The sequence below is a fragment of the Modestobacter sp. Leaf380 genome (assembly GCF_001424485.1).
Lineage (GTDB): Bacteria > Actinomycetota > Actinomycetes > Mycobacteriales > Geodermatophilaceae > Klenkia.
The window spans coordinates 1-26,474 of sequence record NZ_LMQC01000005.1; the positions used below are offsets into that span (position 1 = coordinate 1).

The window sequence follows — 26,474 nt, forward strand, 5'->3', positions numbered from 1 at the left end:
AACACGATGTGGTGCGCCGACACCACCAACACGTGCTCCACCGCCGACACCCGCACCAACGACCACCGCGTCAACGGCCCCACCGCCAGGTCGAACGGACGCCGACCCGCCTCCCCCACCACCCGCGACACCTCCGCGGACCGTCTCGGCTCCGCCAGGCCCGACAGGTCGACCCGCCGGAGCGGGACGGGCCCGGCCGCGCCGACGACCGCGACCGGCTCGCCGTCGACGGGGACGAAGCGCGAACGCAGCGTCTCGTGCCGCGCCACCACCGCCTCCACCGCCCGCTGCAGCGCACCCACGTCCAGCACACCGCTCAACNCGTCGACGGGGACGAAGCGCGAACGCAGCGTCTCGTGCCGCGCCACCACCGCCTCCACCGCCCGCTGCAGCGCACCCACGTCCAGCACACCGCTCAACCGCAACGGCCACACCACCACGTAGTCCGAGGACCCCGCCGACAACCCGTCCACGAACCACAACCGCCGCTGACCGGCCGACACCGGGGTCAACCGCTCGTCGCCGTCGGAGAGCAGGGCCGAGAGCACCTGACGGCGGTCGACGGCACCGCCGGGCCCCGGGCCGGACCCGGTGCCCACGTCCTGGAGCTGGCTCACGCGCCGTCCCCCCGGACGCGCCGGACCACCGGCCGCGGTGCCTCCAGCACGCCGGCGAGCAGCTCAGCGCCGGAGGCCCGGCGCAGGGCCGGGCGGGGATCGGCGGCCCGCTCCCCCGCGACCGCCGCGGCGAAGGCCGCCAACCGGGGGTGCTCGAAGACCTGCCGCAGCGTGACGTGCCGGCCGAAGTGCCGCTGCAGCCGGGACACGGCCTGGCCGGCGAGGAGGGAGTGGCCGCCGAGCTCGAAGAAGTCGTCGTCCCGGCCCACGCCGGTGCGGGCCAGCACGTCCTCCCAGACGGCCGCCACCACCCGCTCGGCGTCCGTCGCCGGGGGGGCCGAGCCCGCCCTCCCCCCACCCGACGGGCGGGGCAGCCGGGCCCGGTCGACCTTGTCGGTGCCGGTGCGCGGGAGCTCGGCCAGCACCGTGATCGCGGCCGGCACCAGGTAGGCCGGCAGCAGCGCGACGAGGTGGGTCCGCAGCCGGACCCGCAGCTCGTCGACCGGCGCCGCGGCGTCCAGCGGCTCGACGTAGGCGTGCAGCTCGGTCCCCCGCGGGCCGTGGTGCGCCACCACGGCTGCGTGCCGGACCCCGTCGGCGGCGGCCAGCACGGCCTCGACCTCACCCGGCTCGACCCGGTGCCCCCGGATCTTCACCTGGTCGTCGACCCGCCCGACGAACTCCCGCCGGCCGTCGGCCAGGACGCGGGCGCGGTCCCCGGTGCGGTACAGCCGCCCCCCCGTCCCGGTCGGGTCGGGCACGAACCGGTCCGCCGTGAGGTCCGGCCGCCCCAGGTAGCCGCGGGCCAGCCCGGCCCCGCCGACGAACAGCTCCCCCGTCCCGCCGGCGGGGACCGGGGCGAGCTCGGGATCCAGCACGAACACCGCCGCGCCCGGGACCGGGTCACCGATCGGGATCTGCGTGCCGGGTCGGGCACCGGGACCGGCGAGGGGGGCGAGGGTGGCGGCGATGGTCGTCTCCGTGGGTCCGTAGGCGTTGCCGACCGACACGTGCGGTGCCGCACGCACCCAGGTCGCCAGGTGCGTCGGGGTGGTGGCCTCGCCGCCGACCACCAGCAGGCGCAGGGCCGGCGGCACCGGCGTCCCGTCCCGGTCGGCAGCGACGACCAGCTCGTGGAACCAGGCGGTCGGCAGGTGGGCGACGGTGACCCCCCACCGTCTGGCGGCCTCGAGGAAGTCCCGGGCGGTGTCCACCATCTGCTCGGTGCGGAGCACGACGCATGCGCCGACGTCCAGGGCCGGGAACAGCTCCTCGGCGCTGACGTCGAACTGGAGGTCGGTGAACTGCAGCACCCGGTCCGTCGGGCCCAGCCCGTGCGCGCGGCAGTCGGCGACGGCGTAGTTGGCCACCCCCCGGTGCGGCACGAGGACGCCCTTGGGCGCCCCGGTGGACCCCGACGTGAACAGGACGTAGGCGATGTCGTCGGGGTCGACCCGCACGGGCGGCGGCACCCGTGCGACATCGGGGGGCCCGACGGGGACCGCCAGCACGGGGACCCCGACACCGAGGCCCGCCACGAGGTCGGCCACGGCGGCCCGGTCCTCCGCCCCGGTCAGGACGGCGCGCGCGCCGGAGTCCGACAGCAGGGTCGCCGTGCGGGCCGTGGGGGTGCCCGGGGTGACCGGGAGGTACGCCACCCCGGCCCGGAGCACCCCGAGCACCGCCGCGACCGCCGCGGCCGAACGGGGGAGGTGGATGGCCACCACGTCACCGGGACCGACCCCAGCGTCCACGACCCCGGCCGCGACGTGCCCGCTCCAGGCGTCGAGGGTGGCGTAGTCGACCTGCGCGCCGGTGGCGGCCTCGAGCAGCGCCGGCGCGTGCGGCGTGCGCCGCACGCTGTCGGCGAAGGACTCCACCAGGGTCCGGGGCGCCGACGCCGCCCGCCGCCGGTCGTGCCGCTCGTCGGACCCGTCGAACCTCGCGCCGGGCCGGGCGCCGACCCGGCACCCGGGGTTCGCAACCACCTCGGCCAGCACGTCGAGGTAGGCCGACAGGTACCCCTCGACCGTGCCGCGGTCGAGCAGGTCGGTCGCGTACTCGGCGACCAGCCGCAGGCGGTCGCCCTCGACGACGGACAGCCCGAGGTCGAAGAGGGCGACGCGGCGGTCGGGGACCGGGACGGCGGTGACCGCCACACCGGGCAACCGCAACGTGCCCGGACCCCCGGGCTGCACGTCGAACATCACCTGGAAGACGGGGTGGTGACTGGGGTCGCGGTCGGGTCGCACCTCGCGGACCACCTCGTCGAAGGGCAGCGCGTGGACCTGCGCGTCCAGCACCACCTCCGCCGTCCGCGCCAGCACGTCGGCGAAGGTGTCCGTGCGCCGGACCGCGATGCGCAGCGCCACCGTCTCGGCGAAGAAGCCGATCAACGGACCCAGCTCGGGGCGGGGACGGCCGCCGACCGCGGTGCCGACCACCATGTCCTCGGCGCCCGAGCAGCGGTGCACCCAGACGGCGAACGCGGCCAGCAGCGTGGCGAAGGTCGTGGCCCGCTGCCGACGGGCCAGCTCGCGGACGGCGTCGCCCAGGGGCGCGGGGACCTCGGCCTCCAGCAGCGCCCCGCGGTGGCTCTGCACCGGCGGCCGGGGCCGGTCGACGGGGAGCGGCAGCAGCGGCGGGTGGTCGCGCAGCGAACGACGCCAGTGGTCCATCGACGCGGACGCCCGGGCGTCCTGCTCCTCGCGCTGCCAGATGGCGTAGTCGGCGTACTGCAACGCCAGCTCGGGCAACTCCGGTCCGGTCCCCGTGACCAGGGCGCCGTACACGGTGCTCACCTCCCCCAGCAGCAGAGCGGTCGACCAGGCGTCGCAGACGGCGTGGTGCAGGGTCAGCAGCCAGGCGTGGTCGTCGTCGTCCAGCTGCAGCAGCTCGCTGCGCAGCAGCGGCCCCGCGGCCAGGTCGAACGCCGTCGCCGCCTGCGCCGCGGCCCGCCCGCGGACGGCGGCCAGGCGGTCCCCGGACGGCTCGGCACGCAGGTCGCCGAGCACCGTGGGGACCCGCAGCCGCGCGGCGACCACCTGGCGCGGGCGCCCGTCGAGCGCCCGGAGCGTCGTGCGCAGCACCTCGTGCCGGTCCACCACCGCCTGCAGCGCCGTGTCCAGCAGCTCCGGCCGCAGGCGGCCGCGCAGCCGGTGGGTGAGGTGCACGTTGTACAGGGCCGCGCCGGGGACCAGCTGCTCGGCGAGCCAGAGCCGCTCCTGCCCCGACGACGCCGGCAGGGCGTCGACCTGCCCGGTCACGCCCGCGCCCCGGCACCGTCGGTGACCGCGGGGCCGGATGCGGGGGCGGGTGGGTCGAAGGCGCTGCTCGACGTCGCGTAGGCCGACCGGTCCCGCCGGAGGAGGGGCGACGGCGCCGCGACCGGCGTCGTCGACCGCAACCGCTGCGCCACCCCGCCCACCGTCGGCGCGGCGAGCAGGTCGCGGACGGAGAGCTGCCGGCCCAGCACGTCCAGCAGCCTGGCGGTCACCGCGGCGGCGAGGAGGGAGTGGCCGCCCAGGTCGAAGAAGTCGTCGTCCGCGCCGACGGCGTCGACCCCGAGGACCTCCCGCCAGACCTCCGCCACCTGCTCCTCCATCCCGGGTGCGGGCGGGCGGGACGTCGGGTCGGGCGGACAGGGCACCGCGGTGGGCTGCGGCAGCGCGCTCCGGTCGACCTTGCCGCTGCTGGTGCGGGGCAGCGCCGGCAGCACGACGACGGCCGGCACCAGGTGCGCCGGCAGGGACCGGCGCAGGGCCGTCACCAGGTCACCGGCCGAGGCGAGGGCGCCGGGGCGGAGCACGACGTGGCCGACGAGCCGGTTCCCCGAGCCGTCGGCGTGCACCTCCACCACGGCGTCGGCGACCTCGGGGAGCCCGCGCAGGGCCTGCTCCACCTCGCCGGGCTCCACCCGGAAGCCACGGATCTTCGCCTGGCCGTCGGCCCGGCCGAGGAAGTCGATGCCCCCGTCGGGGCGGTGCCGGCCGCGGTCACCGGTCAGGTACCAGCGCCCACCACCGGCTGCCGGCCGGAACCGGTCGGCCGTCGGCCCGGGCCGGCCGAGGTAGCCGCGGGCCACGCCGACCCCGCCCAGCACGATCTCCCCGACCACCCCGACCGGCACCTGCCGGCCCAGGACGTCGACCACGCCCACGTGCACGTCCTCCAGCGGCTCACCGACCGGCAGGCACCCGCCGTCGGCGGTGGCCGGCCCGAGCTCGCGCAACAGGGCGGCCACCGTCACCTCCGTGACGCCGTACACGTTCAGCAGCCGGGTGGCGGGACCGAGCGCCTCCCGCAGGCGGCGGTGGTCGTGGGCGTCCCACGCCTCGCCCCCGACCGCCACCAGCCGGAGCCCCTCCAGCCGTTCCCCGCGCGCGACCAGGTGGGCGGCCAATGCCCGGGCCACCGACGGCAGCACCTCCACGGTGTCCACCCCGTGGTCCCGGACGACGTCGGCCAGCAGGGGCGGGTCGAGGACGGCGTCGGGGGGGCACAGCACCAGCACCCCGCCGGACAGCAGTGCACGCAGGACGTCCCCGGTGCACACGTCGAAGGCCGGCGAGGCCAGCTGCAGGTGCACCCCGGGGTGCAGGTCGAGGTCGTAGGCGCGTCGCCACGCCTGGTACTTCCGCGCCAGGGCGCGGTGGGTGATGCCCACGGGCTTGGGCCGGCCGGTCGACCCCGAGGTGAAGATGGCGTAGGCGAGCGCATCGGGGTCCACCGGCAGCGCCGGCCCGCGGCGGCCGGTGCCCCGCAGGTCGCACCGCCGCAGCCGGACGGCGACGTCGGCGCCGGGCAGGTCCCGCTCGGCGACGAGGGCGCGGAGGTCGGCGTCGCCCAGCAGTGCCCGGATCCGGGTGTCCGGGCTGTCGGCGTCCATCGGGAGGTAGGCGGCGCCGGCCTTGAGGACGCCCAGCGCGGCGACCACCCAGTCGACGCTGCGCGGCAGGCAGATGCCCACCAGCTGCTCGGGGCCCACACCCCGGTCGCGCAGCAGGCCGGCGACGTGGTCGGCCCGGCGGTCCAGCTCGGCGTAGGAGACCGTCCCGTGCCCCGGCTCGACCACCGCGGGCCGGTCCGGGTGCTCGGCCGCCACCTGCTCGAACAGGGTGTGCACCGGCGGCGGTTCGGTGGCCCCGGACAGGGTGCCGCCCCTCGGGAGGGCAGGGGCGCCGGCCAGCTCGAGCTCGGCCAGGGTGCGGTCCGGGTCGGCCAGGGCGGCGCGCAGGAGCGCGGGGTAGGCCTCGGCCATGCGCGCGATCGTGGCGGCGCCGAACAGGTCGGTGCGGTACTCCCAGATCATCGTGATGCGCCGGTCGCGCTGCTCCGGGGGCACACCCAGCTGGCGTTCTGCCCGGGGGACCACGAGCACGGAGAGGTCCACCTTGGCGGTGCCGTTGTGCCGCTCCAGGTAGGTCGCCGAGACCTGCCCGGCGGCGAGCGGGACGAGCGGTGCGTCGTCGAAGTTGATCATGGCTGCGAAGAGCGGGTTGTGCCCCCGCCGCCGCGCCGGGGCCAGGGCGCGCACGACCTCGACGAACGGGAGGTGCTGGTTCTCCTGCGCGTCCAGGCCGACGGCACGCACGTGGTCCACCAGGGCGGCGAACGTGCCGTGCGGCGGGGTCTCCAGCCGGAGCACCACCGGGTTGACGAACATCCCGAGCACGCCCTCGGTGCCCGGGACCGACCGGTTGCCGTAGGCCGACCCGATGCACAGCTCGTCCTGGTCGGTGAACCGGTGCAGCAACGCACCGAAGCCGGCCGTCATCGCGGCGAAGAGGGTGACCCCCCGGGCACGGCAGAAGGCCCGCACCGCCGCGCAGAGGTCGTCGGCCAGCTCGATGCGGTGCACCGCACCCGCGGCCAGCTCCTCGACACCCCGGGTGGTGTCGTGCGGCAGGGAGAGCCGCTCCGGGGCGCCGGCGAGGGCCGAGCGCCAGTGCTGGAGCTGGCCCTGCATCGCCGGACCGGGCAGCGCCGCGCGCTGCCAGTGCACGAAGTCCAGGTACTGCGCCGTGGGCGGCGCCGGGTCGGGTGCCGCACCCGCCGCCGCCGCGTAGAGGGCGAAGACCTCCTCGACGAGGAGGGCGAAGGACCACCCGTCGTGGACGATGTGGTGCTCGACCAGCAGCAGCTCGTGCTCCTCGTCGGCCAGCCGCAGCAGCACCCAGCGCACGAGGGGCAGCTGCGCCAGGTCGAAGGGGACCCGGACGAGGTCGGCCACCACCTGCTCGGCCGCGGCGCGGGGGTCGGGCGCCGGCCGGAGGTCGCGCGCGCCGACCCGCACCGGGTACGGCGGCCGGACGACCTGCACGGGCTGCCCGTCCCGGAGCTCGAAGGTCGTCCGGAGGATCTCGTGGCGCCGTACGACCTCCGTCAGCGCCGCCTCCAGCAGGTCCACGTCCAGCGGTCCGATCAGCCGGATGGTGGTCGGGGCGTGGTAGGCGGTGTTGCCGCTGGCCACCTGGTCGAAGTACCAGACCTGGTGCTGCATCGCCGAGAGCGGACCGCTGCGCGGCCCGTCCGCGGCACCGCCCGGGACCACCTCCGTGGTCAGCACGGGCAGCGTCGGCCGGCGCGACGGGTCACCGCCGGCCGCCCGGACGAGCTCGGCCAGCTCGGCCAGCGAGGGGTCGGCGAGCAGGTCGCGGAGGGGCAGCTGGACCCCCAGCTCGGCCCCGAGGTCGGCCTGCACGCGGGTGGCGAGCAGGCTGGTGCCGCCCAGCCCCAGGAACCGGTCGCCGTCCCCGACCTCGGCCACGCCCAGCACCCGCCGCCAGATGTCGCGGACCCGGTCCGCCCCAGCGGCGCCGGGCCCGGCTGCGGGAGAGCTGCCCGGGCCCACGGGAGCACCCACGGAAGCCTCCAGGAGGGCAGCCCGGTCCACCTTGCCGCTGGCCCGGACCGGCAGGGCCGCGTGCACCGACCACGCCGACGGCACCATCCACCCCGGCAACCGGTCGGCCAGCCAGGCGGTGAGCTCGGCCGCCGACGGGGGCGCGACCGCGTCGACGGGCACCACGTGGCCGGTCAGCCGTGCGTCGGCCGACGTCACGCAGGCTGCGGCGACACCCGGGTGCCGGACCAGCGTCGCCTCGACCTCCCCGGGCTCGACCCGGTGGCCGCGCACCTGTACCTGGTCGTCGGAACGGCCGAGGAAGGTGGTCGAGGGACCGGACCGCACCACCCGGTCACCCGTGCGGTAGAGCCGGCCACCCGGAGCGCCCCAGGGGTCGGGCACAAACCGCTCGGCGGTGAGTGCGGGCAGGCCCAGGTAGCCGCGGGCCAGGGCGGCGCCGCCGACCAGGAGCTCCCCCACCCCGCCGTCCGCGACCGGGGAGAGCGCGTCGTCGACCACGTGCAGGGCGCGGGGTCCCACCGGCGGGCCCGACGGGGCGGCACCGGCCCCGGCGCCGTCCTCGGGCAGCACGCGGTGGAACGAGCAGGTCATCACGGCCTCGGTGGGCCCGTAGGCGTTCACCAGCACGGGGCCCTCGGCCCCGACCTCGGCGAACCAGCGGGCGACCGCGGGCGCCGGCAGGGCCTCACCGCCCACCAGCACCGTGCGCAGATGCCGCGCGAGCATCGTCCGGGCGCCGCCGTGCCGTGGCGTCGTGAGCTCGACGAACAGCGCCGTCGGCAGGTCGGCGACCGTGACCGCGTGCCGGGCGACCTCGTCGGCGACCTCCACCGGGCCCCAGGCCCGACCGCCCCGCAGCACCACCCTCGCCCCGGCGGCCAGTGCCGCGAACACCTGCTCCACGGCCACGTCGAAGCCCACCCCGGCCATCTGCAGCACGACGTCGTCGGGACCGAGGTCCAGCCACCGCACCGCTGCCTCCAGGTGCGCGACGGCCGCGCGGTGGCTGACCACGACGCCCTTCGGGCGGCCGGTCGACCCGGAGGTGTGGATGACGTAGGCCGCCGCGTCGGGCTCACCCGACCCCGCTGGCGCCCCCGTCGCCGGGCCCGGCCGCTCCCCCTCCGCCGGCACGTCCCCCAGCTCGCACACCGTCGTCGAGGCCGGCAGCCCGGGCGATTCCCCCGAGGTCACCGCCAGCCGGGCACCGGTCCCCCCGACGAGCTCCGCCACGCGCGGGGCCGGGAGCCCCTCGGGCAGGGGGAGGTAGGCCGCCCCGCTCCGCAGGACGCCGAGCACCGCGACCACGAAGTCCGGACCCGAGCCCGCGTGCACCGCCACCACGTCCTCGGCGCCGGCGCCGTGCCGGCGCAGGACCGCGGCCAGCTCCGCCGTCCGCCGGTCCAGCTCACCGTAGGTCAGCCGGTCGGCGCCGCACACGACGGCGACCGCCCCGGGCCGGCTGCGGGCCCGCCGCAGCACGAGGTCGTCGATCGTCCCCAGCGCCGCGCGCTCGCCCACCATGCCCGCGTCCCTCCCGTGCGCCCGGTGCCGCGTGGCGCCGCCGGGTCCGGCGACGCGTGGCGCGCACGACCTCCGTCGCGACGACGGTTGGTCACACGAGGAGGCCGTGACAAGGCGCTGGCGACTAGTCGCCAGCGGGATTGACTCGCCCCGACCAGCCGCTTGGGTGGGTCCGTGCAGGTGGCCACGGTGGACGTCAACGGCGCCCGGCTGCGGTGCTGGTCGCAGGGTGAGGGCCCCCCTGTCCTGCTCCTGGCCCCGGCCGCCAGCCGGGCGGCGCTGTGGGACCTGCACCAGGTGCCGGCCCTCATCCGCGCCGGCTACCGCGTGGTCACCTTCGACCACCGGGGCACCCCGCCCTGCGAGGGCCCGGCCGGGTCGTTCCGCCTGGCCGACCTCGTCGCCGACGCGGCGGGCCTGATCGGTGCCCTGGGCCTGGGCCCGTGCCGCATCGCCGGGTCCTCCCTCGGCGCGATGGTCGCCCAGGAGCTGGCGCTGGTCCGGCCCGACCTCGTCGTCGGCATGGCGCTGCTGGGCACCCGCGCGCGGACGACCCACTTCCTCGACCAGCTCACGGTGGGCACCGCGGCCCTGGTGCGGGCCTCCGCCGACGACGTCGCCCCGCGGTACGCGGCCACCACCGGCATGGCGCTGCTGTTCGGGCGGCGCACCCTGGCCGACGACGACTTCACCCGCCAGTGGCTCGAGCTCGCCATGACCTTCCCCGTGCACGGAGCGGGGCCGGCGGCCCAGTACGAGGCGGCGCACTTCCCGTCCCGGCTGGACCGGCTGACCGCGGTGGAGGTGCCCACCCTGGTGCTGGCCTTCACCGAGGACCTCCTCACGCCACCTGCGCTGTGCCGCGAGGTCGCCGACGCCATCGGGGGTGCGCGGTACGTGGAGCTGGCGGGCCTGGGCCACTTCGGCTTCCTGGAGCAACCCGAGGTCGTCAACGAGCACCTCGTCGAGTTCTTCGGGCAGCTCGCGTGAGCGCCCCGTCGTTCTCCGTCGTCCCCGGGCGGCAGGTGCAGGCCGCGCTGCGCGGTCGCGAGCGGGAGGTGGCGGCCGTCGTCGAGGGCGCCTACCGGCTGCACGGCACCGGGGACACGGTCAACCCGCCGTCGTCCTTCCTGCGCTTCCCCGACCGCCCGGCGTCGCGCATCATCGCGCTGCCGGCGTCGGTCGGCGCCCCGATCGGCGTCGACGGCGTCAAGTGGATCTCCAGCTTCCCGGACAACGTCCGCACCGGCCTGCCCCGGGCGTCGGCCGTGCTGATCCTCAACGACCCGACGACCGGCTACCCGTTCGCCTGCCTCGAGGCCTCGGTCATCAGCGCCGCCCGCACCGCGTCCTCGGCCGCCCTCGCTGCCGACCACCTCACCCGCACCCGGACCCGACCCCGCCGGGTCGGCTTCGTCGGCGCCGGCCTCGTCGCCCGCTACGTGCACACGCACCTGGTGGGCACCGGCTGGGAGTTCGACGAGGTCGGCGTCTTCGACCTGTCGGCGGACAGCGCCGCCGGCCTCGCCGGCCACCTCGCCGGCACCCCGGGCACCGTGCGCGTGCACCCGGACGCGGAGTCGCTGGTGCGCGCCAGCGACCTGGTCGTGCTGGCCACCGTGGCCGGCACGCCGCACATGCACGACCCCGGGTGGTTCGACCACGCCCCGGTGGTGCTGCACGTGTCACTGCGCGACCTGTCCCCCGACGTGCTGCTCAGCGGGTTCAACCTGGTCGACGACGTGGAGCACTGCCTGCGGGCCGAGACCTCACCGCACCTGGTCCAGCAGCGCACCGGCTCCCGCGACTTCCTCGCCGGGACCCTGCACGACGTGCTCACCGGCCGGGTCGCGGTGCCCGGGGACCAGCCCGTCTTCTTCTCCCCGTTCGGACTGGGCGTGCTCGACCTCGCCGTCGGCGCTTTCGTGCACCAGCAGCTGGCCGCCGACGGCGCCCTGCAGGTCGTGCCCGAGTTCTTCACCGAGCTGAGCCGCCACGGCTGATCCGGCTCAGCCGACCTCGGCGACCGTGTGCTCGTGGGCGGGCCGCCCCGGCAGCAGCACCGTGACCGGACCGCCCACTCCGTCGACGAGCGCGGCCACGGCCGCGTCCGCGACCTCCCCGACCGCGAGCAGCGCGCGACCACCGGCCGCCACCATCTCCCGGTGCGCCCCGATGAAGCCGGTGTCCACGAAGTCGGGGCACAGTGCGGCGATCCGCACGCCCTGCTCCCGCAGGGGTCCGGCCAGAGACAGCACGAGCCCGACCACCGCGTGCTTGGTCATGGCGTAGAGGGGGTCGAGCTCGAAGGGCGTCAGGCCCGCCACCGAGGCCGTGACCAGCACGGCACCGCCCTCGCGGACGAGGGAGGGCAGCGCCGCCTGGATGCCGAAGACCACGGCGTCGACGTTGAGCCCCACCACCCTCCGGTACCGCTCGACGTCGAGCGCGGCGAGGTCGTGGACGCCGGACAGCATCCCCGCGTTCAGGTGCACCAGGTCGATGCGGCCGTGCACGGCGAGCGCCCGCGCGACGGCGACCTTCGTGCCCTCCTGGGTCGCCAGGTCGGCCCGGATCGCGGTGCCGCCGACTCTGGCAGCCACCCGGGCGGCCGCGGCGCCGTCCCGGTCGACCACGACCACGCCCGCACCCCGGGCGGCCAACCGCTCGGCGACGGCGGCGCCGATGCCGTTGCCCCCTCCGGTGACGACGGCGACCCTGCCGGCCAGGTCCGCGCCCACCGGGTCCGGCTCCATCAGCGGTCGCCCGCGCACCACTCGAGCACCGCCATCGCGCTGTGCAGCTTGTTGGTCGCCTGGTCGAAGGCGATGCTCCGTGCACCGTCGAGCACCGAGGCGGTGACCTCCTCGCCCCGGTGCGCCGGCAGGTCGTGCATGAACAGCGCCCCGGGTTGCTCGGCCATGACCGCGTCGTCGACCCGGAACGGGTCGAACCGTGAGCGCCAGTCGGCGTCGGGCTTCTCGGTGCCCGTGGTCTGCCACCGCGTCGTGTAGACGACGTCGGCCCCCGGGCACGGCGTCATGTCCTCGTGCACGGTCAGGGTGGCGCCGCTGGCCGACGCCCACCGGGTGGCCTCGGCCAGCACCTCCGCCGGCAGTCCGTACCCGGACGGCGTGTTCAGGTGCAGGGTGGTCCCCGGGAAACGGGTCAGGGCGAGGGCCAACGCCACGGCGGTGTTGTTGCCCTCGCCGACGTAGCGCACGGTGGTGCCCTCGACCCGGCCGACGTGGGCCAGGATCGTGGTCAGATCCGCCAGCGCCTGGGTCGGGTGCTCGCGGGCGCTCATCGCGTTGACCACCGACATCCGGGGCTGGTCGGCGAAGGCCCGGAGCTCGGCGGTGGTGCCGGTCGTGCGGGCCACGAGGGTGTCCAGCATCCCCGAGAGCACGCGCCCGGTGTCCGCGGCGGACTCGCCCGTGTTCTCCTGCAGGTCATCGGGCCCGTAGGCGATGGTCGAGGCGCCGAGCCGCTGGGCGCCGGCGGTGAACGCCGACCGGGTGCGGGTCGACGTGCGACGGAAGTACACGCCCACGACCCGCCCGGCCAGCGGCCGGGCCCGCTCGACCGTCGCCCTGTCCCGGGCGATCTCGACCCCCCGCTCGACGAGGTGGCGGAGCTCGCCGTCGCCGAGGTCGGCGACGGAGACCAGGTGGCGGGCCCCGCCGACGCTCACGGCAGCCGGGGCGACGGGACGCCGGGCCGGTCCAGCCAGCCCTTGTCGACCGCGGCGACCCCCGCCTGGAACCGGCTGAGCACGCCCAGGTGCTCCAGCAGCTCGGACACCCGCCGGCTGAAGGTGCGGGGCGAGAGCCCGAGCCGCTGGCTGGCGGTGTGGTCGGTCGCGCCGGTGAGCAGCTGCTCGAGCACGGGCACCAGGTGCTCGGGGAGACCGGTCGGGACCGGCGCCGGCCGCACCGGGTGCAGCGTCCGCCCACCGGGGACCCCGGGCGCCGCAGCGCCCGCCCCGCCGACCGACCGGACGCCCTGTCCGCGCAGCGGACCAGCTCCGTGGAACCGCACCTCGTCGACCATGTCGCCCCTCGTCGCGCACATCTGCTGCACAGGACCGCCCTGGTTCTGGAACGTAGGCGAGCAGGGTGGGGCTGTCCTCACCGTCCGCTCTCATTCCCCTCTCGGCCCGGGACGCGACGTGGACCGCTCGAGGACCGCTCGAGGACGAGGAGCCGGCAGAGCTCGTCGATGCGGTAACCCCGGTCACCGACAGGCACGTCCGCCCGGTCGCTGGCCGGCGGGCGCACCACCCGGGCCTCGACGAGTTGCTCGACGAGTTCGTCCGCGAGGTGCCGGGACCCCTCGACGAGACGCTCGGCGTCCGCTGCGGTGAAGACCCCGTCCGGTGCGACGGCGAGCCTGCGCAGCAGGGCGAGGGCGCGGTCGTCCACGCGGGCGCAGCTCGCGGCCACGGCGGACCGGAGGTCGAGGTCGGCGAAGCTCAGGGCGCCCAGCCGGTGCTCGTCGTCGTCCAGCACCGCCGCGTACCGCGTCAGGGACCAGTGCCGCCGAACGGCCAGCCGGGCAGCAGCCGCCCGCAGCGCCAGGGGCCGGCCGACGCATGCGGCGACGATCCTGGTGGCCGCGTCCGGTTCGGCGTCCACCCTCTCCGGACCGAGCAGGGCCTGCAGCAGCCGCATGCCCTCCGCGGCGCAGAGCGGGTCCAGATCGACCTGCAGGGCGCCGTCCAGGGCGGTCAGCGGCCGGAGGCTGGTCACCAGGGTGACCGTCCCAGGACCCGCGGGCAGCAGCGGCCGGACCACGTCCTCGGAGTCGGCGTCGTCGAGCACGAGCACGGTGCGCCGGGAGGCCGTGACCGACCGGAACAGCGCCGACCGGGCGTGGACGTCGGCCGGGATGTCGACGTCGGCCAGGCCCTGCGCGCGGAGCAGCTGGTGCAGGACCTGGCACGGCGAGGCGGCGCCGTCCAGCCTGCTGAACAGCTGGACGTGGGTCGGCTCCTTGCTGAGCGCGTGCGCCACGCTCACGGCCAGCGCCGTGCGGCCCACCCCGGGAGGTCCCGAGATCACCGCCGTGCGCGGCCCGGCGCCGTCGGCGGCTTCGAGGAAGCCCACCAGACCGGCCACCTGGTCGCAGCGGCCCACCAGGGTGACCGGTCCGGCGGGGAGCTCGCGGGCGGTGCGCGGCCGGAGCGGGGGCGGAGCGGGGCGGGCTCCCCCGGCACCCGCGGGTTCGTCGGACCGCAGGATCACCTGGTGCAGGTCCTTGAGCTCCCGGTTGGGCTCCAGACCCGCTCCGTCGACCATGGTGCGGTGCCCGTCGCGGTAGGCGCCGACGGCCTCGGCGCGCCGACCCGAGCGGTGCAGTGCCCGCATGAGGTGCAGCCGCAGCCGTTCCTGGAACGGGTGGGCCGCCACCAGCTCCTGCAGCTCGGCGATCAGGTGGGTGTGCTGGCCCAGCCCGAGCTCGACCTCGATGCGCAGCTCGAGCGCTGCGAGCCGTCGCCGCTCGATGGGAGCGGCCTCGGCCTGGACACCGGGGGCCGGCACGTTGCCGAACGGAGGACCGCGGAACAGCGAGAGGGCGTGGCGCAGCAGGGCCGCAGCGTCCTGCGGGTGGCCGGCGGCGAGGAGCTCGGTCGCCCGCCGCACCTCGTCGTCGAACACGAGGTGGTCCACCGCTGCTGGATCGACCATGAGGGCGTACCCGCCCGTGCGGGTCACCAGCTTCGGGTGCGAGCGCACGCCCGAGGCCTCGACGACGGACCCGTGCAGCAGCTGGCGCAGCCGCCAGACGCGGGTCTGCACCTGCCCGAGCGCCGTGTCCGGCGGGTCGGGCCACAAGGTGGCCACGATGCGGTCGGCGCTGACGGAGTGGTTGGCGTGCAGGAGGAGCATGGCCAGCAACCCGAGCTGGAGCGGGCCGCCGGCCGGCAGGACACGGTTGCCCCGGACGACCTCGAGGTCGCCGAGACACCGGAACAGGATGCTCATGTCCCCTCGGTGTATAGCCGACCCGGCGCAGCTGCGGCCACCGCAGGACGAGCTGGCGAGAAGTTGCCAACCCGCCATCCGGGCTCGGCGTCGACGGCAGACTCGCGCTGGCCCGTCCCGGACGCCGCAGGGAGGTAGCCCCGTTGTCCACACGCAGTGCCCGGCTGGGGTCGGCGCTGACGGCGACCCCGGCCGCCACGGTGGTCCTGGCGCTCCGGGGGCGCGAGCACCACGTGCAGCTCAAGCTCGAGTCGGCGAACCGTTCGGGGTCGATCAAGGACCGGACGGCGGTCGGCCTGCTGCTGTCGATGGAGCGGCACGCCCCCCTCCTCCCGGGCACCGTGGTGGTGGAGTCCACGTCGGGCAACCTGGGCCTGGCGCTGGCCGGGCTGCTGGGCCCGATGCAGTGCCGGCTGATCGCGGTCATCGACCCGCGCACCTCCCCGGCCACCCACTCGGCGCTGGTCGCCGCCGGGGCCGAGGTCGTGCTCGTCGACCGGCCCGACGGGCACGGGGGCTACCTGCTGTCCCGGTTGGACACCGTGCGCGACCTGTGTCGGACCCACCCGGGCCACCGGTGGTCCGACCAGTACGGCAACGCCGCCAACCCGCGGATCCACCGGCTCACCACGGGGCCGGAGATCGCCGAGCAGGCCCACCCCGGGCTCGACGCGGTGTACGTCGCGGTGTCCACCGGGGGCACGCTGGCCGGGGTCTCCGCGCACCTGCGCAGCACCGGGCGGCCGATCCGCATCGTGGCCGTCGACGCGCCCGGCTCGCTGGTCACGGGCGCACCGCAGGGCCGGCGCCTGATCCCGGGGATGGGGGCGAGCCGCCCGTCGGCCTTCCTGGCCAGGCACAGCTACGACGCCTCCCGCTGCGTGGCCGACGCCGAGGCGATCGCGATGTGCCGGATGGTGCTGGCCGACACCGGGCTGGCCCTCGGTGGGTCGTCGGGGTCGGTGCTGCACGCCTGCCTGGCCGACCTCGCCGGCGACCATCCACCCCGGCACCCGCTGTGCCTGTGCCCGGACGGCGGCGACAGGTACGCGACCACCCTCTACGACGACGGCTGGCTGGCGGCGGTGGGCGAGGCCGACCGGGTGCGGGACGCGGAGTCCCGGCTGCGGGCCGACGGTCTGCGTATCCGCCTCGTCGAGCCCCGGGCCCGGCGCCGTGAACCCCAACGACAGTGAGGGACCGCTGTGCTGCGCACGATGCTGACGTCGGAGATCCGCCGGGTCACCGTCACCCAGGCCGACCTGCACTACGTGGGGTCGTTGACCATCGACTCCGACCTCATGGCCGCGGCCGGGCTGCTGCCCGGTGAGCTGGTGCGCGTCGCCGACCTGACCAACGGCGCCCGCCTGGAGACCTACGCCATCACCGGTCCGGCAGGCTCGGGCGTGATCGGGGTCAACGGAGCCGCGGCCCACCTGGTGCACCCCGGCGACGTCATCACCATCGCCACCTACGCCGCCCTCGACGACGCGGACTCCGGGGTCGTGGCGCCCCGCCTGGTCGAGGTGAGGGCCGGCAACCGGCTCCCACCGACGAGTCTCACCCTCAGAGCAGACCCACCGCCATCGCGGTCGTGACCGCTGCCGTCCGGTCGGACACCCCGAGCTTGGCGTAGGTGCGGAGCAGGTGGGTCTTCACCGTGGCCTCGCCGATGTGCAGCTCGCGACCGATCTCCGCGTTGGACAACCCGCGGGCGACCAGCCGCAGCACCTCGGTCTCCCGCGGCGACAGGTCCACGGCAGGTCGTCGGGCCCGCTCGAAGAGCTTGACCGCGACCGACGGGGCGAGCACCGTGCCGCCGCGCGCCGCCGCCCGCACCGCCTCGACCAGGTCCGCGCGCGGCATGTCCTTGAGCAGGTAGCCCGTGGCACCCACCTCGATCGCCCGGAGGATGTCGGCGTCGGACTCGTAGGTGGTGAGGACGACGACCTTCGACCCCGGCGACACCTGTAGCACGGCCCTGGTGGCCGTCACGCCGTCCATCGCCGGCATGCGCAGGTCCATGAGGACGACATCGGGCACCGCGCTGCGGGCCGCCGCCACCGCCTCGGCGCCCGACCCTGCCTCGCCGACGACCTCGATGTCGGCCTCGCCCTCCAGCATGGCCCGCACCCCGGCCCGCACGACCGGGTGGTCGTCGACGAGCAGGACCCCGATCACCGGACCGGCACCTCCACCTGCACCGTCGTCCCCCGTCCGGGCACGCTGCTGACCTCCAGTGTGCCCGAGACCTGCTGCACCCGGGCCCGCATCCCGCTCAGGCCGTAGCCACCGGTCCGGGTTGCCGGGTCGAAGCCGCAGCCGTCGTCGGCGATGCGCACCACGACGAGGTCCTCGCCGCGCTCGAGGTCGACGGCCACGCTCGCGGCCCCGGCGTGGCGGTGCACGTTGGTCAACGACTCCTGGGTGGCCCGCAGGACCGCCACCTGCACGGCCGTGGGCAGGCCGTCGGCCGAGCCGCCCGCGCGGAAGGTCGCGGGGGTGCCGGTCTCGCTGGTGAAGCGGTCCGTCAGCCGCGACAGCGCGTCGGCCAGCGAGGACCCCTCCAGCCCGCGCGGGGTGAGGGCGCCGACGATGGCCCGGGCCTCGTGCAGGTTGTCGCGGGCGGCGTCCAGGGCCAGGGCCAGGTGCTGCCGAGCCAGGCCGGCGTCGCGGTCGACCTCGGCCTCGGCGGCCTGGACCAGCATGATGATGCTGGTCAGGCCCTGGGCGACGGTGTCGTGCACCTCCCCGGCCAGCCGCTGGCGTTCGGCGAGGGCGCCTGCCTCGTGCGACAACCGCGCCACCTCGGCCCGCGAGCGGGTCAGCTCGTCGATGAGGACCGCGCGCTCGTCGTTCTCCAGCGCGACCCCGCGGGCCCAGGTGCCGAACACAGCCGAGGCCAGCACGACGAGCACGGCCACCGGCAGGGGTCCCTCCGCCGTGTCGGCCCAGTCGCGGGACCCGAGGTAGGCGACCCCGACGTCCATGACGTTGAGGGCCAGCACGACCAGGGTGGCCCGCAGCGCAGACATCAGCATGTAGGCCTGCGGGCAGAGCGCGAAGAGGGCGAAGGAGGCCGAGCTGACCAGGGCGACCGCCGGCACGAACAGCAGCGCGGCACCGGCGAGGTAGACGTAGGCGCGGTGGTCCTCGACGCCGTCGCGGATGAGCGGCCGGCCGTAGCGGGCGTACCAGGCGCTCAGGGCCGCCAGCGCGGCCACGGCCCACCAGCGGCGCGCGAGCGGCTCCGCCCCGAGGACCAGGACCGAGGCCATCGTGCCGATGGCCACGACGCCGAAGAACACGTCCCACTGCGTGGGACGTGTCTCCGGACGTGCTGTCGGGGACGGGTTCACCGGTCCCGCTTGCCCCGCCATCGGAACGTGGCCAGGCAGAGCAGGAGACCGGCCACGCACCAGGCGCCGAGGACCAGGGCGGTGCGCCCGGTCTCCCACGAGGTGGTCACGATCTCCTGGGCCAGGATGCTGTCGGGCAGGAATGCCGACCGGAAACCCTGTCCCATCCACTTCATGGGGAACAGGGCGCCGATCTGCGTCAGCCCGTCGGGGAGCGCCCCGATCGGCGTGAAGAAGATGCCCGACAGGAAGGCCAGCACGATGAACGGCAGGTTCATCACCGCGCCGGCGCTGCGCTCGGACCGGGCCAGGCTGCTCGCGGCGATGCCCAGGAACGAGCAGGCCACCACGCCGAGCAGGAAGACCCAGCCGACGGTGAACCAGGCGGAGGCCTCGGTGGGCAGGGCCGTGTCGAACAGGACGACGCCCAGCGCGACGATCAGCACCACCTCGAGGAGGCTGATCACCAGGACCATGACGATCTTGCCGAGGAAGTAGGCCGACGGCGGCATCGGTGCGCCGCGCAGCCGCTTGAGGGTGCCGTCCTCCCGGTCGGCGGCGATGCTGATGCCCAGGTTCACGAAGGTGGCCGAGGCGATGCCGGCGGCGATCATGCTCGGGACCATGTACTGGGCCGAGGTGACCGTGCTGCCCTCGTAGACGCCGCTGAACACCGAGCCGAGCAGCAGCAGCAGCACGATCGGCAGGGCGAACGTGAAGGCGACGTTGTCCCACTCGCGGAAGAAGCACTTGAGCTCGATCACCCCGCGGTGCAGCCCCAGGACGGCTGCGGAGGGGGCCCGGCCCTGGCGGGCGCGGGGCCCGCTCGTGGTGGAGGTCGCGGTCATCGCTCGGTGCTCCCGATCAGGTCGAGGTAGACGTCCTCGAGGCTGGGCCGGCTGACCGACAGCCCCGGGACGACGCCGGCGTGCCGGCTGGTGAGGTCGGCGACGAGGGCGCCGGGGTCGTGCGACTTCTGCGTGCGCTGCTGCCCGTCCTCCAGCCACGACACGGTGGCCTGGGCACCGGCCCGGCCGCCGAGCGTGCCCGGGTCGCCGTCGGCCACGACGACGCCACCGGCGATGACCGCCACCCGGTCGGCGAGGTTCTCCGCCTCCTCCAGGTAGTGTGTGGTCAGCAGGACCGTTGTGCCGTCCTCCGCGAGCGAGCGGATCAGCCCCCAGAACTGCCGGCGGGCCGAGGGATCGAACCCGGTCGTCGGTTCGTCCAGGAACAGCAGGGCCGGCGACCCGACGATGCCGACGGCGACGTCGACCCTCCGGCGCTGGCCCCCGGACAGGGTGCTGACCCGTGCGCCCGCCTTCTCGGCCAGCCCGACCGCCGTGATGATCTCCTCCGGGTCCCGGCCGGCCGGGTAGTAGCGGGCGAAGTGGCGGACGGTCTCGCGGACCGTCAGCTCGGTCAGGTCGGAGGCGTCCTGCAGGACGATGCCGATGCCGTAGCGCCACCGCCGCCCGGCCCGCTGGGGGTCCTCACCCAGGACCTCCACCTCGCCGGCGTCGCGGTCGCGGTAGCCCTCGAGGATCTCCACCGTGGTGGTCTTGCCCGCACCGTTGGGCCCGAGCAGGGCGAACACCTGGCCCCGGGCGATCTCCAGGTCGATGCCGTCGACGGCCAGGACGCCGCGGTACCGCTTGGTCAGACCGCGGACGCGGACGGCAGGAGTGGTGTCCATGGGCTGATCCTCCCGGGCTCCGGCACGCGGGGGAACAACCGACGGGCCGACATCCAGCGTCCACCGATCGGTGGACACCAGCCCCCGTTCCACGGGTAAGCCGCATCCGCCGACCCCGATGCGGACGAGTCTGACCCGACCGAGGGTGATCCTGTCATCCATGTGCTGCGCAACGGTCGCGACCGAGGCCGGCGGCAGCGGGCTCGTCCACCTGATGGCGATCCCTCGACCGGCCTCCCCTCCGCCGCCTGGCCGGCGGACGTCGCCCTGGGCTCCCCGGTCTCCGTCCCGGCGGTCGGGTCGATCCGGTGCTCGCTGCAGCGCGCGGTCTGTGCCGACGACGCATGTCCTGCGATCGAGCGCCCCGGCGCACTGCATCGCATCCGTGACCACGACGGGCCCGGCCGACCCGAGGTGATCAGCAGGTCCGGAGGACGGGGCGTGCCAGGTGCCGGTGCGAGGCCGGCGGATGGAGACCGATGGCCAGATGTCGACGGGGACGACGTCGCCCCGGGTGCAGGCAGCGGTCATCGGGGCCGAGGCCTCCTCGTGGTCCAGACCGGTCAGCTCGGTGCGGGAGCCGGGCTCCTCCGCCCCGGACGCACCCTCAGGCCGACGCACCTACGCCCTCACCGACGTCGACCGAGCCGTCACCATCCAGCACCTGCTCGCCACCGGCGTCAGCACCGCCACCGTCGAAGCTGTCCTCCACGACCTGCTCCGCACTCGTCCTGCGACGTGCACGTCGGGCCGGAGCACCCGGCTGTCCCGCTGCGCAGGGCCCGCCCCGTCTGCAGAGGCAACCGCTGATCACACCGGGCCCTCCCCGGGACCGGCTCGGAAGGAGCCCGACTCCGCCCCGAGCTCGACCCCTGTCTCGTCCCGCCCTCCGACGGCGACGTCGGCTCCGGACGTCCACGAGAGGACCTGGAGCTTCGCCTCACCGGCCGGCCGACCCAGCCACCGTCGAGGTCGCGCAACACCACCGGCCCACGGTCGTCCGGTGCGCGGGATCGGAGACACCAGCATCCACCGCTAGCTGCAGATCGTCGAAGCCAGGACCCGACCTACCTCATCCTCGTGACACGTGCTGGTCCAGCAGCATGCCCAGCAGCAGCGCCAGCGGGTCGCGGGAGAGCAGCTCGTCGGCAGCGGGGTCCTGGGCGATGCGGATGGTCGGCACGCCGGTCATCCTGCCGTCCCTGACAGGATCGCCCGGTGCGTGCCGTCGTGACCCGGGTCGGCCGGGCCTCCGTCGAGGTCGAGGGCGCCGTCGTCGGCGAGATCGGCGCCGGACTGCTGGCGCTGGTGGGCGTGGGCCGGTCCGACACCGCCGCGCACGCCCGCGAGCTGGCCCGCAAGGTGCACGAGCTGCGCGTCTTCCCCTCCGCCGACGGCGAGCGCTCGGCCGCCGACCTCGGGCTCGAGGTGCTGGTGGTCAGCCAGTTCACGCTCTACGGCGACACCCGCAAGGGCCGGCGACCCTCCTGGGTCGACGCCGCACCGGGCGACGTCGCCGAGCCGCTGGTGGCCGCGGTCGTCGCCGAGCTGCGCGACCGGGGCGCCGTCGTCGCCACCGGGGTGTTCGGCGCCTCGATGCGGGTGACCTCGGTCAACGAGGGTCCGATGACGCTGCTGGTCGACGTCCCCGCCCGGGAGTGAAACGACGCTTACGCGGGTAGCAGCTCTGTGACGGATGACTCTGTCCGTCTGCTGTGAACGTGTGACGGCCAGGAACACCAGGGGTGGTCCCGGCCGTTGTGCAGGACGTACCACACGGGATGGAACCCCGTGGGAGGCCCCCGACCGGCGATCCCGGGCCGGGCCCCCGCATCACCGACGCCAGGTCGGGTACCCGCCAGTACGCCAGGCGGACATCCGACCCCAGAGGCAAGGACGAAGACACATCGTGACGCTGCTGCAGTCCTCCCCCACCGACACTCTCGAGGTGCGTACGCCGCGCCGTACGCCGGACACCAGCGGACTGGTGTCGACGGACCTGGTGCGCGTCTACCTCAACACCATCGGCAAGACCGCCCTGCTGACCGCCGAGCAGGAGGTCGAGCTGGCCAAGCGCATCGAGGCCGGTCTCTACGCCGAGCGGCTGCTGGGTGAGAAGAAGCTGACCCCGGCGGTCAAGCGCGACTACGGGCTGCTCGCCGCGGACGGGAAGGCCGCCAAGGCGCACCTGCTGGAGGCCAACCTCCGCCTGGTCGTCTCGGTCGCCAAGCGCTACACCGGCCACGGCATGACGTTCCTGGACCTCATCCAGGAGGGCAACGTCGGCCTGATCCGCGCCGTGGAGAAGTTCGACTACACCAAGGGCTTCAAGTTCTCGACCTACGCGACGTGGTGGATCCGCCAGGCCATCACCCGCGCCATGGCCGACAGCGGCCGCACCATCCGGCTCCCCGTCCACCTGGCCGAGCAGGTCAACAAGGTGGTCCGTACCCGGCGCCGGATGCACCAGGAGCTGGAGCGGGAGCCCACCGCCGAGGAGCTGGGCCTGGAGCTGGACATGACCGAGGAGCGGGTCGTCGAGCTCCTGGAGTACAGCCGGGACCTGGTCTCCCTGGACCAGACCGTCGGCGCCGACGAGGAGTCCCGGCTGGGTGACTTCATCGAGGACGCCGACGCCGCGGTCGCCGAGGACGCCGTCGCCTTCCAGATGATGCGCGGGGACGTCCGCACCGTCCTGGGCACCCTGGAGGACCGCGAGCGCGACGTCGTCGTCATGCGGTTCGGTCTGGACGGCGAGCAGCCCCGCACCCTGGAGCAGATCGGCAAGCGCTTCGGGCTCTCCCGTGAGCGGGTCCGCCAGATCGAGCGCGAGACGATGAGCAAGCTGCGGGCCCCCGAGCGGGCCGAGGCCCTGCGGGACTACCTGGCCTGAGCCACCCCGCACGCAGCGCACGACACCGGAGCCGGTCACCCCTGCGGGGGTGACCGGCTCCCGTCGTCTGCGGGCAGGATGGGGACGGCGGCCGACCGGCCCCGCAGACCCGGAGGCCGCCGTGACCAGCCAGGACGCGCCCGCGTGGCGCCGCCGCACCCGCGGGGAGCACCGGTGGCCGGCGACCCTGGCGGTGGTGGCCGCCGTCGTGCTGCAGCTGCTGCTGCCCGACCGGGTGGTCCCCCAGCTGGGCCTGCTGCTGCCCCTCGCCGAGCTGGCCCTGCTGGCCGGGCTCGTGGTGGCCGACCCGCTGCGGATCGACCGCGAGTCCACCGCCCTGCGCCGGGTCGCGCTGGCGCTGCTGGGTCTCGTGGTCGGGTCGGCGGGCTGGTCGGTGCTGCTGCTGGTCCGCGACCTCGTCTCGGCCCGCCCGCTGCCGGCCGGGGAGCTGCTGGCCTCCGGGGGCGGCATCTGGCTGACCACGGTGCTGGCCTTCGCGCTGCTGTACTGGGAGCTGGACCGGGGTGGGCCGGCGGCACGGGCCGCCGGCACCCGGGTGCACCCGGACCTGCTCTTCGTGCAGATGCAGTCCCCGGAGTTCGCGCCACCGGAGTGGGAGCCGCGCTTCCCCGACTACCTGTACCTGGCGTACACCAACGCCACCGCGTTCAGCCCGACCGACGTGCTGCCGCTGACCCGGCGGGCCAAGACGGCGATGGCGGTGCAGTCGGCGATCGCGCTGGTGCTGGTCCTGCTGGTGCTGGCCCGGGCGGTCAACGCGCTGACCTGACCCCGGGCCGCCGCACCGTCGGCGCCGCTCAGCCGGGCGGGCCGAACATCCGGCGCGGACCCGGGTCGACCCGCGCCGTGGGCGGGCCCACCCGCACGCTGGCACCGGCGACGACCAGCGACCGGCCGCCGTGCCACGGGTTCGCCGGGCCCACGATGACCGGTTCCAGGGACAGCGCCAGCACCTCGGGCAGGTCGTCGGCCAGCCGGGCGATGCGCAGCAGCAGCTCCTCCAGCGCCGCGACGTCGACCGGTTCGCTGCCCCGCCAACCGTCCAGCAGCGGCCAGGCCCGGGGCTCCCGGACCATCTCGGCGGCGTCGGTGTCGGTGAGCGGCAGGGTGCGGAACGCCCGGTCCCCGAGCAGGTCGGTGGCCACCCCGCCGACGCCGAAGCTGACCAGCGCGCCGAAGGACGGGTCGTCCACGACCTCCACCACCGTGGTGACGCCGGGGGCGGCCATCTCCTGCACGATCACCGGGTCACCGGACGGGATGGCCTCGAACGCCGTCGCCACGTCGTCGGCGTCACGCAGGTCCAGCCGCACCCCGCCCAGGTCGGTCCGGTGGCGCAGCCACGGGGCGGTGGACTTGAGCACCACCGGGTAGCCGATGTCCTCGGCTGCGGCGACCGCGGAGTCGGCGTCGGTGACCCGGCGGGTGCCCAGCAGCGGGACGCCGTAGGCGCCGAGCAGGGCGATGACCTCCTCGTCGGTGAGGTCCCGCCCGCCGCCGTCGGCCAGCGCGCCGACGACGACCTCGCGGGCGGCGGCCTCGTCGACGCCCTCCAGCTCGGGCACGGTGCCCACGGGCCGGCGCCGCCAGCGGGCGTACTCCGACATCCGGGCGAGTGCGATGACGGCGCGCTCCGGGGTGGAGAACGAGGGCACCGAGCCGCGCTGGGGCATCCCGTCCTCACCGCGGACGACGAGGTCGTCGGGGATGCCGTCGGTGGACAGGAAGTTGGCCACCAGCGGCTTGGTCGCCTGCGCCGACACCTCGCGGAGCACCCGGCCGTAGGGCTGGGTGTCCCGGACCAGCGGCGGCAGGAACACCGCGACGACGGCGTCCACGGACTCGTCGTCCAGCGCGGCGTGCAGGGCCGCCCGGAACTCCTCGGGGCCGGCCTGGGTGCCGATGTCGACGGGCCGGTCGTGGGCCAGCTCCAGGCCCTGCTCCAGCACCGCGTCGGCCACCAGGACGCCCACGGCCGTCGAGTTGCCGACGACCGCGACCCGGTCACCGGCCGGCAGGGGCTGGTGGGCCAGCAGCGTGCCGACGTCGAACAGCTCGGCCAGCGTCTCCACCCGGATGACCCCGGCGGAGGCGAAGAGCGCGGCGACGGACTGCTCGGGCACGGTGACGCTGGTGCCGGCCAGGCCAGCGGTCATCCCGACGTGCCGGCCGCTCTTGACCGCCACGACGGGCTTGGTGCGGCCCACCCGGCGGGCCAGCCGGGCGAACTTGCGCGGGTTGCCGAAGCTCTCCAGGTGCAGCAGCACGACCTCGGTGGCCGGGTCGGTGGCCCAGTACTGCAGCAGGTCGTTGCCGCTGACGTCGGCGCGGTTGCCGGCCGAGACGAAGGAGCTCAGTCCGATCCCCCGGTTCCGGGCGCGCTCCAGCAGCATCACGCCCAGCGCGCCGGACTGGGCGAAGAAGCCCATCCGGCCCCGGCCGGGCACCTGCGGGGCCAGGCTGGCGTTCATCTGCACCGCGGGGTCGGTGTTGACCAGGCCCAGGCAGTTCGGCCCGACGACGCGCATGCCCGAGGCGCGGGCAGCGGCGACGAACCGGCGTTCGGCGGCCCGGCCCTCCGGGCCGGTCTCGCCGAACCCGCCGGAGATGACCACCAGGGCCTTGACGTGCTTGCGCCGGCAGGCCTCGACGACGCCGGGCACCTCGTCGGCGGGCACGGCCAGCACGGCGAGGTCGACGTCGTCGGGGATGTCCTCGATGGTGGCGTGCGCGGGCACCCCGGCGACGTGCCGGACCGCGGGGTTCACCGGGTAGATCGGCCCGGCGAAGCCGTTGTCCAGCAGGTGCCGGAGCACGGCGTGACCGATCTTGGTGGCGTCGTTGCTGGCCCCGACGACGGCGATGGAACCCGGGGTGAGCAGCCGCCCGATGGAGCGGGACTCGCTGCGCTGTTCCCGCTCGTAGGTGACCGCCAGTGCCTGCTCGGTGGGGGCGATCGGGAACGTCAGGTGGACGACGCCGTCCTCGTAGGAGCGCCGGGCCTCGTACCCGGCGTCCAGGAAGACCCGGACCATGCCGGAGTTCTGGCTGAGCACCTCGGCGACGAACCGGGTGATCCCGCGCTCGCGGGCGGCGGCGGCCAGGTGCTCCAGCAGCACCGACCCCAGCCCGCGGCGCTGGTGGGCGTCCTCGATGAGGAAGGCGACCTCGGCGTCGTCGGTGCCGGGGTAGCGGTCGTAGCGCCCCACGCCGATCAGCTCGTCGCCCAGCAGCACGACGAACGCCACCCGGGCGACGTGGTCGACGTGGGTGAACCGGTAGAGGTCCTTGTCCGACAGCTTCTTCATCGGGCCGAAGAAGCGGTAGTAGCGCGTCTGGTCGGAGCTGCGCTCCATCAGCCCGACGATGCCCTCGGCGTCCTCGGGGGTGATCGGGCGCAGGTGCACGGTCCCGCCGTCGGCGGCGACGACGTCGGCCTCCCAGCCCGGGGGCGGGGTCGAGTGCTCGGGGACGGTGGGGTCGCCGACCACCGGCGGCGGGGTCGGGGT

At 75.4% G+C, this 26,474-nt stretch carries 19 protein-coding genes and 1 pseudogene; 7 read left to right on the plus strand and 13 right to left on the minus strand.

Features of this window, described 5'->3' with window-relative positions:
- The 4 genes and pseudogenes from ASG41_RS25360 to ASG41_RS05500 all read right to left on the minus strand — a co-directional run.
- Positions 1–311: condensation domain-containing protein (locus ASG41_RS25360; protein ID WP_369799988.1), on the minus strand; the 311-nt coding region annotated here is incomplete at its 3' end.
- Positions 312–322: 11 nt separating this feature from the next.
- A pseudogene (locus ASG41_RS25365) lies at positions 323–617 on the minus strand (condensation domain-containing protein); the annotation flags it as partial.
- Positions 614–3,883 (minus strand): non-ribosomal peptide synthetase, encoded by a 3,270-nt coding sequence (locus ASG41_RS05495; RefSeq protein WP_056291109.1) that lies wholly within the window; start codon positions 3,881–3,883, stop codon positions 614–616. The gene ASG41_RS05495 and the pseudogene ASG41_RS25365, both read right to left, overlap by 4 nt.
- Positions 3,880–9,009, minus strand: a complete 5,130-nt coding sequence (locus ASG41_RS05500) for a non-ribosomal peptide synthetase (RefSeq protein WP_056291111.1) — start codon at positions 9,007–9,009, stop codon at positions 3,880–3,882. Before ASG41_RS05500 ends, ASG41_RS05495 begins: the two co-directional genes overlap by 4 nt.
- A gap of 174 nt (positions 9,010–9,183) precedes the next feature.
- Here ASG41_RS05500 and ASG41_RS05505 point away from each other — a divergent pair, with 174 nt between their 5' ends.
- Entirely contained in the window at positions 9,184–9,999 is an 816-nt protein-coding gene (locus tag ASG41_RS05505; protein ID WP_056291113.1) for an alpha/beta fold hydrolase, read from the plus strand.
- A complete protein-coding gene (gene sbnB, locus ASG41_RS05510) occupies positions 9,996–11,012 on the plus strand; it encodes a 2,3-diaminopropionate biosynthesis protein SbnB (RefSeq protein ID WP_056291116.1) in 1,017 nt (338 codons plus the stop codon). The genes ASG41_RS05505 and sbnB overlap by 4 nt, the downstream gene beginning before the upstream one ends.
- 6 nt (positions 11,013–11,018) lie before the next feature.
- Here sbnB and ASG41_RS05515 read toward each other — a convergent pair whose 3' ends face one another.
- The 4 genes from ASG41_RS05515 to ASG41_RS05530 form a co-directional block, all read right to left on the minus strand.
- Positions 11,019–11,765 (minus strand): SDR family oxidoreductase, encoded by a 747-nt coding sequence (locus ASG41_RS05515; RefSeq protein ID WP_056291235.1) that lies wholly within the window; start codon positions 11,763–11,765, stop codon positions 11,019–11,021.
- On the minus strand, positions 11,765–12,703 hold the full coding sequence (locus ASG41_RS05520) for an ornithine carbamoyltransferase (protein WP_056291118.1): 939 nt from the start codon (positions 12,701–12,703) through the stop codon (positions 11,765–11,767). The genes ASG41_RS05515 and ASG41_RS05520 overlap by 1 nt, the downstream gene beginning before the upstream one ends.
- Positions 12,700–13,062 (minus strand): hypothetical protein, encoded by a 363-nt coding sequence (locus ASG41_RS24545; protein WP_082556613.1) that lies wholly within the window; start codon positions 13,060–13,062, stop codon positions 12,700–12,702. Before ASG41_RS24545 ends, ASG41_RS05520 begins: the two co-directional genes overlap by 4 nt.
- A gap of 77 nt (positions 13,063–13,139) precedes the next feature.
- Complete coding sequence (locus tag ASG41_RS05530) at positions 13,140–14,996, minus strand: BTAD domain-containing putative transcriptional regulator (protein WP_056291121.1); 1,857 nt, start codon at positions 14,994–14,996, stop codon at positions 13,140–13,142.
- A gap of 143 nt (positions 14,997–15,139) precedes the next feature.
- On the opposite strand from ASG41_RS05530, the gene ASG41_RS05535 reads away from it, so the two are divergent.
- Both ASG41_RS05535 and panD read left to right on the plus strand, forming a co-directional pair.
- Positions 15,140–16,192 (plus strand): pyridoxal-phosphate dependent enzyme, encoded by a 1,053-nt coding sequence (locus ASG41_RS05535; RefSeq protein WP_056291123.1) that lies wholly within the window; start codon positions 15,140–15,142, stop codon positions 16,190–16,192.
- A 9-nt stretch (positions 16,193–16,201) separates the two neighbouring features.
- The gene (gene panD, locus ASG41_RS05540) at positions 16,202–16,594 is read left to right on the plus strand and encodes an aspartate 1-decarboxylase (protein ID WP_056291125.1); all 393 of its coding nucleotides are present in this window, start codon (positions 16,202–16,204) and stop codon (positions 16,592–16,594) included.
- On the opposite strand, the gene ASG41_RS05545 is transcribed toward panD, so the two are convergent.
- Genes ASG41_RS05545 through ASG41_RS05560 form a run of 4 tightly spaced genes read right to left on the minus strand, consistent with a single transcriptional unit; the run spans position 16,563 to position 20,051 of the window.
- Complete coding sequence (locus ASG41_RS05545; RefSeq protein ID WP_056291127.1) at positions 16,563–17,177, minus strand: response regulator transcription factor; 615 nt, start codon at positions 17,175–17,177, stop codon at positions 16,563–16,565. The genes panD and ASG41_RS05545 overlap by 32 nt on opposite strands.
- Entirely contained in the window at positions 17,174–18,304 is a 1,131-nt protein-coding gene (locus ASG41_RS05550; protein ID WP_200938744.1) for a sensor histidine kinase, read from the minus strand. Before ASG41_RS05550 ends, ASG41_RS05545 begins: the two co-directional genes overlap by 4 nt.
- Before the next feature lie 47 nt (positions 18,305–18,351).
- Positions 18,352–19,203 (minus strand): ABC transporter permease, encoded by an 852-nt coding sequence (locus ASG41_RS05555; protein WP_056291130.1) that lies wholly within the window; start codon positions 19,201–19,203, stop codon positions 18,352–18,354.
- On the minus strand, positions 19,200–20,051 hold the full coding sequence (locus tag ASG41_RS05560) for an ABC transporter ATP-binding protein (protein WP_056291132.1): 852 nt from the start codon (positions 20,049–20,051) through the stop codon (positions 19,200–19,202). The genes ASG41_RS05555 and ASG41_RS05560 overlap by 4 nt, the downstream gene beginning before the upstream one ends.
- Positions 20,052–21,269: 1,218 nt before the next feature.
- Here ASG41_RS05560 and dtd point away from each other — a divergent pair.
- From dtd to ASG41_RS05575, 3 genes are all read left to right on the plus strand, one after another.
- Positions 21,270–21,713 (plus strand): D-aminoacyl-tRNA deacylase, encoded by a 444-nt coding sequence (gene dtd, locus ASG41_RS05565; RefSeq protein WP_056291134.1) that lies wholly within the window; start codon positions 21,270–21,272, stop codon positions 21,711–21,713.
- Positions 21,714–21,960: 247 nt separating this feature from the next.
- A complete protein-coding gene (gene sigB / locus ASG41_RS05570) occupies positions 21,961–22,944 on the plus strand; it encodes an RNA polymerase sigma factor SigB (protein ID WP_056291136.1) in 984 nt (327 codons plus the stop codon).
- Positions 22,945–23,065: 121 nt separating this feature from the next.
- Positions 23,066–23,734: a DUF1345 domain-containing protein gene (locus tag ASG41_RS05575; protein WP_056291138.1), complete on the plus strand. Its 669-nt coding sequence runs from the start codon at positions 23,066–23,068 to the stop codon at positions 23,732–23,734.
- A gap of 28 nt (positions 23,735–23,762) precedes the next feature.
- Here ASG41_RS05575 and ASG41_RS05580 read toward each other — a convergent pair whose 3' ends face one another.
- A complete protein-coding gene (locus ASG41_RS05580; RefSeq protein WP_056291141.1) occupies positions 23,763–26,456 on the minus strand; it encodes a bifunctional GNAT family N-acetyltransferase/acetate--CoA ligase family protein in 2,694 nt (897 codons plus the stop codon).
- Positions 26,457–26,474: the final 18 nt, after the last annotated feature.

Bases quoted from the DNA above. Each gene is read 5' to 3' on its own strand.
- ASG41_RS05500 (WP_056291111.1), bottom strand. From the start codon at position 9,009: ATGGTGGGCGAGCGCGCGGCGCTGGGGACGATCGACGACCTCGTGCTG.
- ASG41_RS05515 (WP_056291235.1), bottom strand. From the start codon at position 11,765: ATGGAGCCGGACCCGGTGGGCGCGGACCTGGCCGGCAGGGTCGCCGTC.
- ASG41_RS24545 (WP_082556613.1), bottom strand. From the start codon at position 13,062: ATGGTCGACGAGGTGCGGTTCCACGGAGCTGGTCCGCTGCGCGGACAG.
- ASG41_RS05530 (WP_056291121.1), bottom strand. From the start codon at position 14,996: ATGAGCATCCTGTTCCGGTGTCTCGGCGACCTCGAGGTCGTCCGGGGC.
- ASG41_RS05555 (WP_056291130.1), bottom strand. From the start codon at position 19,203: ATGACCGCGACCTCCACCACGAGCGGGCCCCGCGCCCGCCAGGGCCGG.
- ASG41_RS05560 (WP_056291132.1), bottom strand. From the start codon at position 20,051: ATGGACACCACTCCTGCCGTCCGCGTCCGCGGTCTGACCAAGCGGTAC.